This is a genomic window from Mucisphaera sp. (assembly GCF_965279675.1).
Taxonomy (GTDB): Bacteria; Planctomycetota; Phycisphaerae; order Phycisphaerales; family Phycisphaeraceae; genus Mucisphaera.
In genome coordinates this window covers 2,469,654-2,483,364 of sequence record NZ_CBDIIJ010000002.1, presented here as the reverse complement: position 1 = coordinate 2,483,364, position 13,711 = coordinate 2,469,654, and the positions used below count along the sequence as shown (strand labels likewise).

General features: G+C 63.7%; 12 protein-coding genes. 2 read left to right on the top strand and 10 right to left on the bottom strand.

All coding sequences use genetic code 11. The annotated features are described in order from the left end of the window. Positions 1-9: 9 nt before the first annotated feature. The 3 genes from ACQZAB_RS10645 to ACQZAB_RS10635 form a co-directional block, all read right to left on the bottom strand. Positions 10-1,257, bottom strand: coding sequence for an LL-diaminopimelate aminotransferase (locus ACQZAB_RS10645; protein WP_428389496.1), 1,248 nt, complete (start codon positions 1,255-1,257; stop codon positions 10-12). Continuing rightward, positions 1,257-4,070 carry an alanine--tRNA ligase gene (gene alaS / locus ACQZAB_RS10640; RefSeq protein WP_428389495.1) on the bottom strand — a complete coding sequence of 938 codons (2,814 nt, stop codon included), beginning with the start codon at positions 4,068-4,070 and terminating at the stop codon, positions 1,257-1,259. Before alaS ends, ACQZAB_RS10645 begins: the two co-directional genes overlap by 1 nt. 96 nt (positions 4,071-4,166) lie before the next feature. Next, entirely contained in the window at positions 4,167-5,315 is a 1,149-nt protein-coding gene (locus ACQZAB_RS10635) for a mechanosensitive ion channel domain-containing protein (protein ID WP_428389494.1), read from the bottom strand. 65 nt (positions 5,316-5,380) lie between these two features. On the opposite strand from ACQZAB_RS10635, the gene ACQZAB_RS10630 reads away from it, so the two are divergent. Beyond that, positions 5,381-6,628 (top strand): glycoside hydrolase family 57 protein, encoded by a 1,248-nt coding sequence (locus ACQZAB_RS10630; protein WP_428389493.1) that lies wholly within the window; start codon positions 5,381-5,383, stop codon positions 6,626-6,628. 43 nt (positions 6,629-6,671) lie between these two features. Here ACQZAB_RS10630 and ACQZAB_RS10625 read toward each other — a convergent pair whose 3' ends face one another. The 7 genes from ACQZAB_RS10625 to ACQZAB_RS10595 all read right to left on the bottom strand — a co-directional run bounded on the left by ACQZAB_RS10625 (position 6,672) and on the right by ACQZAB_RS10595 (position 12,544). After that, positions 6,672-7,136, bottom strand: a complete 465-nt coding sequence (locus ACQZAB_RS10625; RefSeq protein ID WP_428389492.1) for a hypothetical protein — start codon at positions 7,134-7,136, stop codon at positions 6,672-6,674. A 154-nt stretch (positions 7,137-7,290) separates the two neighbouring features. Then, positions 7,291-8,985 (bottom strand): UbiD family decarboxylase, encoded by a 1,695-nt coding sequence (locus tag ACQZAB_RS10620; protein ID WP_428389491.1) that lies wholly within the window; start codon positions 8,983-8,985, stop codon positions 7,291-7,293. A gap of 26 nt (positions 8,986-9,011) precedes the next feature. Beyond that, positions 9,012-9,719, bottom strand: coding sequence for a class I SAM-dependent methyltransferase (locus ACQZAB_RS10615; protein WP_428389490.1), 708 nt, complete (start codon positions 9,717-9,719; stop codon positions 9,012-9,014). Beyond that, entirely contained in the window at positions 9,716-10,282 is a 567-nt protein-coding gene (locus ACQZAB_RS10610) for a PH domain-containing protein (RefSeq protein ID WP_428389489.1), read from the bottom strand. Before ACQZAB_RS10610 ends, ACQZAB_RS10615 begins: the two co-directional genes overlap by 4 nt. Further along, positions 10,279-10,752 carry a DoxX family protein gene (locus ACQZAB_RS10605; RefSeq protein WP_428389488.1) on the bottom strand — a complete coding sequence of 158 codons (474 nt, stop codon included), beginning with the start codon at positions 10,750-10,752 and terminating at the stop codon, positions 10,279-10,281. The genes ACQZAB_RS10610 and ACQZAB_RS10605 overlap by 4 nt, the downstream gene beginning before the upstream one ends. Positions 10,753-10,886: 134 nt before the next feature. Further along, entirely contained in the window at positions 10,887-11,687 is an 801-nt protein-coding gene (gene proC / locus ACQZAB_RS10600) for a pyrroline-5-carboxylate reductase (RefSeq protein WP_428389487.1), read from the bottom strand. Positions 11,688-11,689: 2 nt separating this feature from the next. Then, entirely contained in the window at positions 11,690-12,544 is an 855-nt protein-coding gene (locus tag ACQZAB_RS10595) for a prephenate dehydrogenase (RefSeq protein WP_428389486.1), read from the bottom strand. A 74-nt stretch (positions 12,545-12,618) separates the two neighbouring features. Here ACQZAB_RS10595 and ACQZAB_RS10590 point away from each other — a divergent pair, with 74 nt between their 5' ends. Further along, positions 12,619-13,617, top strand: coding sequence for an acetyl-CoA carboxylase carboxyltransferase subunit alpha (locus ACQZAB_RS10590; protein ID WP_428389485.1), 999 nt, complete (start codon positions 12,619-12,621; stop codon positions 13,615-13,617). Positions 13,618-13,711 lie beyond the last annotated feature (94 nt).

Sequence of the window (13,711 nt, the reverse complement as noted above, 5' to 3'; positions counted from 1 at the left end):
TTGTAGCGGTTAGAGGAGTGAGCCGATGCGTTCGGTGACGCGTTGGACGTCTTCACGGGTGGGGAAGGCGGAGACGCGGACGAAGCCTTCGCCGGCGGGGCCCATACCGACGCCTGGGGTGATGACGACGTGGGCTTTGGTTAGGAGGAGGTCGAAGAAGCCCCAGCTATCGAGGCCGTTGGGAGTGCGGACCCAGAGGTAGGGCGCGTTGGTCCCGCCGTAGACATCGAGGCCGGCCTGCTCGAAGGCGGCGCGGAGCAGCCGGGCGTTTTCGAGGTAGTAGGCGGTCAGGTCGCGGACCTGCTGTTTGCCATCGTCGGTGTAGAGGGCTTGAGCTGCTCGCTGGACGGCGTAGTTGACGGAGTTGAACTTGGTGCGTTGGCGGCGGAGCCAGAGTGGGTTGAGGGCGACGGGCTCACCCGTCGCGGTCTGGGCAGTGACGTCGTTGGGGATGACGCAGTACCCGCAGCGTGTGCCGGTGAAGGCGGCGGACTTTGAATAGCTGCGGAACTCGATCGCGCAGGTGCGTGCGCCTTCGCACTCGTAGATGGAGTGGGGGATGGCGTCGTCGGTGATGAAGGCTTCGTAGGCGGCGTCGAAGAAGAGGAGGGTGTTGGTCTGGTTGGCCCAGTCGACCCAGCTCTGGAGGGCGGGCTTGTCGATCACGGCTCCGGTGGGGTTGTTGGGATAGCAGAGATAGACGACGTCGACCGGTTCGGTGGGCTTGGGCGGGTCGAAGTGGTTCTCGGGGGTCATCGGGAGGTAGATCAGATTGCCATATCCCCCCTTTCCGTCGCCTGCTCCGGTGTTGCCGGCGATGACGTTGGTGTCGACGTAGACGGGGTAGGCGGGATCGGTGATGGCGATGCGGTTTTCGCCGTTGGCGGCGAGGAGGTCGAGGATGTTGGAGCAGTCGCTTTTCGAGCCGTCGGAGATGAAGACCTCGTCGAAGCTGATCTGGCAGCCGCGCTGCTGGAAGTCGTCCTCGGCGATGGTTTCGCGGAGCCAGTCGTAGCCGACGTGCTGGGCGTAGCCGTGGAAGGTGTCGGAGCGGGCCTGCTCGTCGATGGCCTTGTGCATGGCTTGGACGCAGGCGGTTGGGAGGGGCTGGGTGACGTCGCCCAGACCCATGCGGACGATGGGTTTGTCGGCTACAGCGTCGGGGTGCTGGCTGGCGTATTCCTGAACGCGGCGGGCGATTTCGGGGAAGAGAAAGCCGGCTTGGAGTTTGAGGAAGTTCTCGTTGACGCGTGGCATCAGGCGCTCACTTTCTCAGCGACGAATTGGCGGGCGGCTTCGAGGGCGTCGTTGACTTTGGAGGGGTCTTTGCCGCCGGCCTGGGCCATGTCGGGTCGTCCGCCGCCTCCGCCTCCGACGACGGGCGCGACGGCCTTGACCCAGTCGCCGGCTTTGAGGCCCTGGGCGATGAGGTCTTTGGGGACGGCGGCGAGGAGGGCGACTTTGGGATCGGCGACGGCGATGAGCATCATCGGGCTGGCGGGGCATTTCTTGCGGATGACATCCATCGCGGTGCGGAGGGCGTTGGCGTCGGCCCCGTCGATACGGGCGATGATGGGCTGGCCGTCGGTGGCGGCGTCGGCGAGGTCGCGGGCGACATCGGCGATGGCGGAGGCGGCCTGCTTCTGCTGGTCTTTCTGGGCTTGCTTGAGGGTGTCCTGGAGTTTGGCGAGTTGTTCGCGGATCTGCTGTTTGATGGCGAGGGGGGCGACGGCGTGGTCGAGTTCTTTGGTGAGGTCGGGCAGCGCGGTCGCGAGTTTGTCGGCGGGGAGGCCGGCGAGGGACTCGGCGCGGTGGCGGAGCATTTCGCCGGTGGACTGGGCGCGGTGGCCGGCGTCGCCTGTCAGGCCGGTGATGCGGCGGATGCCTTTGGCGACGTTTTCCTCGGAGGTGATGACGAAGCCCTGGGCTTCGCCGGTTTGGGCGAGGTGGGTTCCGCCACAGAACTCGATGCTGAGTTTGGCCCAGTTGTCGTTGTCGGGGTCAGTGAGGAGTTCGTGGACCTGCTGGCCGATGGAGACCACACGGACTTTGGGGGGGTATTTTTCGCCAAAGACGGCGCGGAGGCCGTTGATTTTGAGGGCATCCTGCTGGTCGGCGACTTCGGCGTAAACCGGTAGGTCGGCGGCGATGTCGTCGTTGACCTGTTTTTCGACGGCGGTGATCTCGTCGATGGTGACGGGAGCGTTGTGGGCGAAGTCGAAGCGGAGTTTGTCTTCGTCGACGAGTGACCCGCGTTGCATGGCGTCGGGGTTGACCAGGTCGCGGAGGGCGCGGTTGAGGACGTGGGTCGTTGTGTGGTTGGACATGATCTTGCGGCGGCGGGACTCATCGATCGTGGCGGCGACGGAGGTTTGGCCGGCTTTGGCGGTGCCGGCGGTGACCTGGCCGAGGTGGAAATAGACGGATCCGATGCGCTGGGTGTCGTGGATGCCGATCTGGGCGTCGGCGAGGGCGAGTTGGCCGGTGTCGCCGACCTGCCCGCCGGCTTCGGCGTAGAAGGGTGTCATGTCGATGACGACGGCGACGGTGTCGCCGACGGTGGCGGACTCGGTGGGGGCGAGTTCGCCATTGGTTTCCAGGAAGAGGTGAGCCTGCTGCTCGGTCGGCGGGGTGCTCATGGCGTTGTGGCCGATGAACTCGGTGTCGGGCAGGTCGTGTTTCTGGACGAGCTCGACGAGCTGCTGCTTGAGCCCCCCTGCCGCTGCCTCGCCTCGGGAGATGTCGGCGTGCCTGGCTTTGGCTTGCTCGTAGCCGTCGAGGTCGACGGTGAGCCCGCGTTCTTCGGCCATGACCTGGGTGAGGGAGATCGGGAAGCCGTAGGTGGCTTCGAGGTCGAAGGCGGTGTCGCCCGGGAGGGTGTTGCCGGCTTTCAGGCCTTCGGTGGCGCGGTCGAAGATATGAATCCCTCGTTCGAGGGTTTTGCGGAAGGCGATTTCTTCTTCGCGGAGTTCGTCTTCGATGGCCTTGGGGTTCCTAGTGATCTCCGGGAACGCTTTGCCCATGTGTTCGACGACGGCGGGGACGAGTTTGTAGAGGAAGGGCTCTTCGACGTTGAGTGTCTGGTGGCCGAAGCGAACGGCACGGCGGAGGATGGTGCGGAGGACGGCGTCGCGGCCTTTGTTGCCGCAGTGGGCGGCGTCGGCGAGAGCGAAGGTGAGGCAGCGGGCGTGGTCGGCGATGACGCGGTAGGCGATGTTGATGGGGTTGCGGAGTTGTTCGTCGTGGCCGCCTTGCTGGTAGGCGGGGGCGCCGGTGATCTTCTGGATGGCTTCGAAGATGGGGGTGAAGACATCGGTGTCGTAGTTGGAGTCTTTGCCCTGGAGGACGCGGACGATGCGTTCGAAGCCCATGCCGGTGTCGACGTGTTTGTCGGGGAGGGGTTCGAGGCTGCCTGAGGCGGAGCGGTTGAACTGGATGAAGACGAGGTTCCAGATCTCGATGACGTTGGGGTCGTCGGCGTTGACCTTGCTGGCCCCTGAGAGGTCGGGGGTGCCGTCGTAGTGGAGTTCGGAGCAGGGCCCGCAGGGGCCGACGTCGCCCATCTCCCAGAAGTTGTCTTTTTTGTTGCCGGGGTGGACGCGTTCGGGTGGGAGGTATCGCTGCCAGAGTTGCTGGGCTTCGGTGTCGGGTTCGAGGCCTTCGGCGGGGTCGCCTTCGAAGTAGGTGGCGTGGAGGCGGGCGGGGTCGAGGCCCCAGACTTCGGTGAGGAGTTGCCAGGCCCAGTCGATGGCTTCGGCTTTGAAGTAGTCGCCGAAGGACCAGTTGCCGAGCATCTCGAAGAAGGTGTGGTGGTAGGTGTCTTTGCCGACGTCGTCGAGGTCGTTGTGCTTGCCGCCGGCGCGGATGCACTTCTGGGTGTTGGCGACACGTCGGGTGTGAGGGGTTTCGGTGCCGAGGAAGTAGGGCTTGAACTGGTTCATCCCGGCGTTGGCGAAGAGCAGCGTGGGATCGTCGTGGGGGACGACGGGGGATGAGGGGATGTTGGTGTGGCTGTGCTTCTTGACGAAGAAGTCGACGAACTGCTGGCGGATTTCGGTGCTGGTGGGCATCGGCGGGCTCTTTCGGGGGCTAAGTCGGGACGGCGAGTATAGCCCGAGTAGGGTCGTCGCCGGGTGTGGATGGGTGGTGTGAGAGGGGGACCGGGGTCAGGGGGCGGGTTTGTCGGTCGGGGTGGTGTCGGCGTCGGCTTCTTCGTCTTTGTCGGGGTCGAGTTCGGCCTTGATGGTGGCCAGGCGTTCTTCGATCTCGGCGAGTTCGGCTTCGGTTTCGGCGTCGGTGGGGTTGGCGGAGGATTTGAGGAACTTGACGCGTTCCTTGATCTCTTCCTGCTCGGTTTCGAGTTCGGTGCGGCGGGCGGCCTCATCGGCTTTGTCGAAGACGTGCTCTTCGGCGACGGGGGCTTCCTGTTTGCTGGCGAGGGAGCGGATTTCGACTTCGGGGATGGCGCTGTCGGTGAGCTCGCTGCGACGCTGGATCATGATGCTGGGCGAGGCGATCTCGACGCCGGCTTCGTGGAGGGTGTCGAGGAGGTTGCGTCGGAGGCGGGAGCGGACGGAGATGAGGCCGGTGACGTCTTCGAGGAGTCCGGCGATGCGGTAGACGACGGCGTGGTCTTTGAGTTCGAGTATCCAGACGAAGGGTTGCTTGAGACCGGTTTCCGTGGCGGCCTGGATGAGCAGGGGTTCGACGCGGCTGTGGGAGCAGTCGTAGCCGAGGGAGACTTCGGCGGAGACGATGGTGCCGGACTCGTGCAGGATGCGTACGGGGTTGGTGGCGAGCAGGAGGTTGGGGAGGGAGAGGAGGTCTTTGTCTTCGGTCTGGACTTCGGTGTGGAAGAGGCCTCGTTCGGTGACGCGGCCGAAGTGCTCGCCGACGCGGACCCAGTCGCCGCCGACGAAGGGGGCGGTGGCGCGGAGCATGATGCCGGCCATGGCGTTGGCGGCGAGGGTGGTTGAGCTGAGGGTGATGAGCGCGGTGACGGAGAGTCCGATGAGGCCGAGGAGGTTGCCGCGGGTGTTTTCGGAGACGGGGCCGCCGGCGTCGGTGCCGGGGAGGGCGAGGACCATGATGATGATGGCCAGGAGGGTAAGAACGACCATCGTGATCTGGCGTGGCAGGCGTTTTTCCTGGGAGAGGTTCTTGCGCTTGAGCAGGAACCAGTTGGTCAGGACGAGGGTGGCGACGACGACGAGGCCGGTGACAGCGAAGGGGAGCCAGACCCAGATCATGCGGACGAGGTTCTCCAGGAGGGCGGAGGGGTCGCTGATCTGGGCGGTTTCCATCTGGCTGAGCATGGCGGCGAGTATAGCTGGGAAGGCCGGGGTCACGGGTTGGTGGCGGAGGCTGTTAGACTGGGGCTATGCCATCCGTCTGCCTCTACTTTCAGGTGCATCAGCCCGAGCGTCTTCGTCGGTATTCGGTCTTTGATGCGACGACCAATTATTTCGATCCGGGGAAGAACGCGGAGATTCTGCGGAAGGTGGCGGCGAAGTGTTATCTGCCGGCGACGCAGGTGCTGCTGGAGCAGATCGAGCGGAACGATGGGGCGTTTCGGGTGGCGTTCTCGTTGACGGGGACGGTGATCGAGCAGTTTCAGGCTTACGCGCCGGACGTGATAGATCGGTTTCGGAAGCTGGCAGAGACGGGGTGTGTCGAATTTCTGGCGGAGACTTATCACCATTCGCTGGCCGGGTTGTACGACCGGGATGAGTTTGAGCAGCAGGTGGACCTGCATTCGGATCTGATTGACCGGCTGTTTAATCAGCGGCCGACGGTGTTTCGGAACACGGAGCTGATCTACAACAACGACGTGGCTCAGCTGGCGGCGGATCTGGGGTTTCGTGGGGTGGTGGCGGAGGGGGCGGACGGGCCGCTGAATGGTCGGCGGCCGGACATGGTGTATCGGCCGAAGGGGGCGGACATCTCGCTGCTGCTGAAGAACTACAAGCTGTCGGATGACATCGCGTTTCGGTTCTCGAACACGGCTTGGGAGCACCACCCGCTGACGGCGCAGAAGATGGCCAAGTGGATCCATGAGTTGGGGTCGTGCGAGGAGGGGACGACGCCTGAGCCGGGTCCGGCCTCGCAGCGTCAGGCGCAGGTGTGCAACCTGTTCATGGACTTCGAGACGTTCGGCGAGCATCAATGGCAGGAGACGGGGATCTTCGGTTTTTTGCGGAAGCTTCCTAAGGCGGTGCTGGAGAACGGGGACAACTTCCTGGTGCCGACGGAGGTGGTGGATGCGTATCCGGCGGATGATGAGTACGACTGCCCGCAGATGACCTCGTGGGCGGACTCGGAGCGGGATTTGTCGGCGTGGGTGGGGAACGCGATGCAGTCGTCGGCCCTGGCGGAGCTGTACCGGCTGGGCGGGATCGTGAAGGAGCTTGGGGATGACAAGCTCCTGAGCCTGTGGCGGCGGCTGACGACCTCGGATCACGTGTATTACATGGCGACGAAGCATGAGGGGGACGCGGCGGTGCACGACTACTTTTCGCCTTATCAGTCGCCTTATGACGGGTACATCAATTTTATGAATGTGCTGGATAATCTGCGGGCGCGGGTGGAGGCGGCGGGGGTGGAGCGTGAGGTTTCGGCGGAGGCTTGAGGATGAATCTGGGGCTGAAGCTCCGACATCGTTCAGCAACCAATCACACTTCAGTAACCTTCACGGCGAATAGCTTTAGTTTGTTAATGAAATCACTATATCGATTAGGATCATAGATAACGATGAAAGCGATCGATTTCTCATTCTCTTTTACCAGCTCAATACTTCTAGTATTATTTACATTAAATTTTTTACAAGTTATTATTGTATCGTTTTTTGAGGACACGGAAGCGATCTTAATTTGATTATCGAATGACAGCACCTTAATGCTGGCATAGAGTTCTTCGTTAGAACAGTATAGCTTTACACTAGACGCATATGATAAAATGCCGTCTGCAAGAAGAGGGCCACTGATGTACCCAACATATATCGCCCCGGCTCCAAGTAGTAGAAGATACAAGTAAGCAACAAGACCGGTCGCAGAAAACAGCGTCTGAACTGCCAACAAAAATATATAAGCACACCCATAGACAAGCAATGCAGAAAAATAATGATTGGCAGCAGCCACCAGTCTCCTGCTTTTCTAATAGCCAAAGAACTGCTGTGGTGGACCGGCGCCAGCGCCAGCGTGCCGGAATTAAGCACTAGCCTAAGAAAAGAATCCATTAATAGCCTCCCGGGTTTTCCCATCTCTTTGAGATGGAGAATACCAGAGTAGGCTACTACAGCCCCAACTCACTCCAGCGATTTGAAACCCTCTCCCTAATCGCCTGCTTCATCTCAAGAATCGGCGGGAAATCCCTTACCGCATGCCCGTTGACTTCTTCGCCGGGCCATTTTTTGGTGGCGTCGAAGCCGATTTTGTGGCCGGCGGCGAGGCGGGGGGCGGCGTGGTCGAGGATGTCGAGGGGGCCGTTGACGATTTCGAGGTCGCGGCCAGGGTCGCAGTTGGCAGCGATGTGGAAGAGCACGGCTTCCTGGTCGTGGACGTCGACGTCTTCATCGACGACGACGATGGCCTTGGTCCAGGCCATCTGGCCGGCACCCCAGATGGCGTGCATGACGCGGCGGGCCTGGAGCGGGTAGCACTTGCTGATCTTGACGAAGGCGCAGTTGTGGAAGGTGCCGAACATCGGGAGGTGGTAATCCTCGATGTCGGGGATGAGGGTCTTGAGGAGCGGGAGGAAGAGGCGTTCGGTGGCCTTGCCGAGGTAGTAGTCTTCCTGCGGGGGCAGGCCGACGATGGTGGTGGGGTAGATGGGTTTCTTGCGGTGGGTGATGGCGGTGACGGTGAAAATGGGGTAGCGGTCGGGGAGGGAGTAGAAGCCTGTGTGGTCGCCGAATGGTCCTTCGAAGACGGCTCCGGGGCCGATGGGCTCGGTGGTGCCGTCGGGCCGGACGACGCGGGGGTCGTAGCCGATGGGGCCGGCGACGGTGGAGACGGTGCCTTCGATGACGATCTCGGCGTTGGCGGGGACGTGCATGTCGATGGTCTTGCATCTGACTATCGGGATCGATGCGCCGTTGAGGAAGCCAGCCATGAGGAGTTCGGAGATGCCGGGCGGGAGGGGTGCGGTGGCCGCGTAGGGCAGGACGGACTCGCCGCCTAGGACGATGGCGGCGGGCATCCCGGCGTCGGGCGTGCCGAGGTTGGCGTTGTGTTTTTTCCAGGCGCGCCAGTGGCGGGCGCCGTCATGGTGCATGTGCCAGTGCATCGCGGTGTGGTTCTTGTCGATGAGCTGGGCGCGGTACATGCCGATGTTGCGCGAGGGTCGGGGTTCGCCTTCGGGTTTGCCGGCGTCGTCGGGGTGGATGGTGTAGATGCCGGCGAGGGTGATGTAGCGGCCCTGACCGGGGGCGGTGCCGGACTGCTCGGGGGTGAGGGGGTACCCGCAGGAGGTGGGATCGCCGTCGCCCGGCCAGCACTTGATGATGGGGAGGTCGAAGAGGTTGATGTCGTCGCCTTGGCGGACGACTTCCTGGCAGATGCCGGAGCGGACGATCTTGGGCGGGAGGCTCGCGATCTTGGCCAGTTCCAGGCCCTTTTTGACCTTGGAGAGGATCGTGGTGGGCGGCTCGGGCTTGACGATCTCGGCGATCTTGTGGGCGAGAGCCTCGAACCCCCCTTCCTCGCAGCCGAAGGCCATCTCCATCCGGCGGTAGCTGCCGAAGGTGTTGATGGTGAGGGGCATGGCGGTGGTTTCGATGTTGTCGAAGAGCAGCGCGTGCCCGCCCAGGGCGTGCTGGGCGGGGTCGAAGGTGTGGGCGTGTGGGGAGGCGTTGGCGGCGCGAGATTTGCTGACGCGGTCGGCGATCTCGGTGACTTCGAGGATCGGCGAGACCGGGGGTGTGATGCGCTTGAGTTCGCCGGCGGTGTCGAGGACGGCGAGGAAGTCCTGGAGGTTGGCGTAGGGCATGTGGCGATGGTAGGTGAGCAGGCGGGTCAGGGGCAGGGGGTCTGGACGGGCAGGAGGTTGGAGGTGAGGTTGGGTTTGTCGTCGAGGCTGGTGCGGGAGGCGATGAAGACCGCGCGGGTCAGGTGGCTGGGGTCGGCGTGGGACCAGTCGAGCGGGAAGTCGTCGTGGTTGGGCTGGGTGCGGGTGGCGTAGGCGTGGGGGAAGGCTTCGCGGAGTCGGTTCAGGACCCAAAGGCGGGTCGGACGGCAGCCGGAACCGCTGACGGCCTGGGAGGGGCAGTTGGCGTACTCGGGGGCGGTGTCGCAACGGTCGTCGTCGCCAAGGGAGATGCAGGTCGAGAGGATGAGCTGGCCGGTGCAGTGGTCGGCGAGCCAGCGGATGGCGGGTTCGGGGTTGGCGAGGTGATAGAGGACGCCATAGGCAAAGACGATGTCGTAGTTGGTGTCGTGCTGCGGGGGCTGGTCGAGGTCGGCCTGGAGAAGGCTGGCGCGGGGCTCGCTGGCGTAGCGCTCGCGGTAGACGGTGGCGTTGTCGGCGCGGGGTTCGAGGGAGGTGATGGTGGCGCCGCGGTCGAGCCAGAAGTGGGTGAGCTCGCCGATGCCGGCTCCGACCTCGAGGATGGTTTTGTGGTGAAGGTCGAGGCCGAGGGTGGCGAGGTGTTCGAGCCGGCGGCTGTTGAGGCGCAGGGCTTCGGGCTTGCGGAACTCGGCGATCGGATCGAATGTTTTGGTCATGGATCGATGGTATCGGCGTCGGTCGGGTCGCCGCCATCGAAATCGACTTCGCGGGTGCGGGTGACGCGTCGGCGTTCCTCAACATTCTCGCGGATGAGGTCGCGGAGCTCTCGGGGTTGGTGGATACCGGCGAGGATCATCGTGGGGTGGGTGCGGTCGGAGGTTTCCATGACGATGTCGCCCAGGCCGAAGAGCCGGTGGACCAGGGGCTGGCGGATGGTGAGGTCGCGGACGCGGTAGAGCTCGAGGTCGTCGGTGACTCGGGAGAAGACGCCGGTGCTGAGTTCGATGCGTTGGCTGGAGACTTCGATCGCGCGGCAGGCGAGTTCGATCCATCGCCAGAGAGCGTGGAGGGCGGGTAAGAGAGCGAGCCCTGCGATGTAGACACCGATCCGGCTGTCCTCGGTATTAAGTTGGATCACGAGGCTGCCGGCGATGATGGCTAAGCCGATGGCGGCGTCGATCAAGTAGATGTGCAGGTTGAGCACCTGTGAGGGGCCTCCCCGCCAGAGGGATCGCTCGGGCGGGGAGGGTGGATGGTGCTCGGCGGAGGTTCCGGTCACGACTTGGTGCTGGCTGCTCGGTGAGCGGCCTTGCCGAGGAAGGTGGCGTCGAGGGAATAACGCCCGCCACCGGTCAGCACGAAGATGGTGGTGATCAGGATGAGGAAGAAGTTGGGGTGCCAGGGGCCGGGCGTGCCGGCGGAGAGGGAACCACTGGCTACGACGAGAGCGATGGTGAAGCTCAGGAGCATGAGCCAGGTGAGTGCGGCGGAGATCCTTGTGAAGAGGCCGAGGGTGAGCGTAGCGCCGATGACGACTTCGGCCCAGGGAAGGGCGATGGCGTAGGGGTAGCCAAAGAAGTCGGGCAGCCAGGCGGGCTGGAGGCCTTTGAAGGAGGTTTCGAAGAAGTGGCCGACGCCGTTGTTGATCTCTCCCATGACTTTGAACCAGCCTGCGAGCAGGAAGTAGAGGCCGACGGCGGCGCGGTTGAGCATGAGTGTGAATTCGACGCCGGTGGTGGACTTGCTCATCGGAGTTATTCCTTGGTTGGTGCTGGTAGTGAGGCAGATCGAGATTGTCGTGGATGGTTGGCGATCATGTCGGGCGGGTCGATGCCCTGTTGGTGCTAAGGGCAAACCAGTGAGCGTCTTGAATCATTCCAGGATCAGGCACCGAGTTCGCGGCCGCGGTCGCGGGCGGCGGTGATGGCTTTGATGACGGCTTTGGTGGTCTGTTCTTGGTCGAGGGTATCGATGGCGGCGGCGGTGGTCCCGCCGGGGCTGGTGACGCGGCGGCGGAGTTCGGCGGGGGGTTCTTCGGATTGGGCCAGCAGCTCGGCGGCGCCCAACAGGGTCTGGCGGACGAGTTTGTCGGCGTGCTCGCCCAGGCCGATCTCGGCGGCGGCGGCGGTCATGGCTTCGGCGAGATAGAAGAGATAGGCGGGGCCCGAGCCGGAGACGGCGGTGATGGCGTCCATGTGCTCCTCGTCGACGCGGACAACTTCGCCGCCGGCTTCGAAGAGCGCGACAGAAAGGTCTTCGTCACCCGGCTCGGCGGCGCTGCCGATGCAGATGCCGGCCATGCCGCGGGCGATCATCACGGGGGTGTTGGGCATCACTCGGACGATGCGGGCGGGCCTGCCGAGGGTCGCTGCGATTTTCGTGGTGGACATGCCGGCCATGATGGAGATGAGGATCTGATCGTCGCGGAGAGGCTGGAGGTCGGCGGCGATCTTCTCAAGCACCTGGGGCTTGATGGCGAGGATGATCTGCTCGCAGTTGGCGAGGAGGTCTGCGTTGGTGGTGTAGGTGGCGATGCCGAACGATGCGAAGACCGCGAGCCGTTCGGGGGAGGGGTCGGCGGCGGCGATCTGATCGGGCTTGAGGAGGTTGGCGGCGATCGCGCTGCGGGCGATGGCTTCGGCCATGTTCCCGGCTCCGATGAAGCCGATGCGGTGACTGGGCATGGTTAGGACTCTCGGGATTCGATCCAGGTATCGCGTTGCTGTTTGGCGTTATCGAGGAGTGAGAGGATCGGCGGGCGGCTGTCGGTTTCGATGAGGTCGGCCTGCTGCTGGATGCGATTGGCGTAGGCACGGAGCACGGGGACGAGGGCGCGGTGGTTCTCGTGGATGATGTCGGCGCGCATGGGTGGGTTGCTGCTGGCGAGGCGCGTGGTGTCGCGGAGTCCGGTGGAGGCGACTTCCCATCCGCCTAGTTCGGCGACGAGGTTGATCAGGGCGACGGCGGCGAGGTGCGGGAGGTGGCTGACGGCGGCCATCTTCTGGTCGTGCTCTTCGGGGTCCATGCGGATGAGCGACATGTCGACGGCGGACCAGAGGGCTTCGACCAGTGTGATGGCGTTGGCGTCGGCGTTGTCTGCGGGGGTAAGGATGCAGGGCTTGCCGGCGAGGAGGTCGGCGGTGGCGGCTTCGGGGCCCTGCTGTTCGCTGCCGGCCATGGGGTGCGCGCCGACGAAGCGATCCGGCTGGGAAAGATGCTCCTGGGCGAGTTGGACAACGCTGGCTTTGGTGGAGCCGACGTCGGTGATAACGGCAGGGGTGTCGGCGATGGCCTGAAAGACGCTGGCGAAGGCGCCGAGGGGCACGGCGACGACGATCAGGTCGGCATCGGAGGCGGCGGATGGAGGGTCGAGGCTGGTTTCGTCGACGGTGCCGAGATCCATGGCGGTCTGGGCGACTTCCGGGCGTCTGGCGACGCCGATGATGCGGCCTGTATAGCCTGAGGCCTTGAGCGAGAGGCCGAGGCTGGCTCCGAGCAGGCCGGTGCCGATGATGACCAGTTTTTCGATGCCTTCGAGCATCTGGGGGGCTCCGTGTGAGCGGTCACGGTACCGGGTTTCCGCGAGTGCCGCGAGACCTGTAGAATCAGCAGCTTATGGCACAGGCTCCCTCGACCAACGGTTTGTACGAACTCGATTTTGAACGCCCGATTATCGCGCTTGAGCGGCAGATCGCCGAACTCGAAGCGGCGGGTAGCGGGCCTGATGGCTCGGCGGGTGTTGATCTGTCCACTGAGGTCCGGCATGTCCGGCAGTCGCACCAGGCGATGCTGAAGAAGGTCTACACCAAACTGAGTGCCTGGAACACGGTGAAGGTGGCTCGGCATCCGAGCCGCCCGCAGAGCGTGGATTACATTCAGGCGTTTGTGAAGGACTACGCGGAGATCCATGGCGACCGGCGGTTTGGGGATGACCCGGCGATCATGGCGGGGTTCGGTCGTATCGGGCAGCACAAGGCGATGATCATCGGGCACCGGAAGGGCAAGGACACCAAGGAGAAGGTGGCGTGTCACTTTGGGTGTGCGCATCCCGAGGGGTATCGCAAGGCTTTGCGGGCGATGACACTGGCGGAGAAGTTTCATCTCCCTGTGGTGTTCCTGATCGATACACCTGGCGCGTATCCCGGGATTGGAGCGGAGGAGCGGGGTCAGGCTCAGGCGATCGCGGAGAACCTGCGTGAGATGGCGCGGCTCCGGACGCCGATCGTGGCGGTGGTGATCGGTGAGGGGGCATCGGGCGGGGCGCTGGGGATCGGGGTGGCGGACCGGATCGCGATGATGCAGTTCTCGTGGTACACGGTGATCTCGCCCGAGGGTTGTGCGGCGATTCTCTGGAAGAAGGCGAATCCCGAGACAAATGCGGCGGCGGCTGAGGCGCTGAAGCTGACGGCAACGGACAATGTGTCGCTTGGCACGATCGATGAGGTGATCGAGGAGCCGCTGGGTGGGGCTCACCGGGACCCGGCGACAGCGGCGGTGGCTGTGGAGGCTTACCTGACGCAGGCTCTGCGGGAACTGAAGCGGTTTAAGATAGATAATCTGATGGCCAAGCGGTATCAGCGGCTGCGGGCGGTGGGGGAAGTGGCAACAGGCTAATCGCGCGTTTTTTTTGCTATTACGCCAGCGTGAGGCATGATTGCTAAGACTGTGTCTGTTTAGATCCCCATAGATATCTGGCATTGGAGATTGG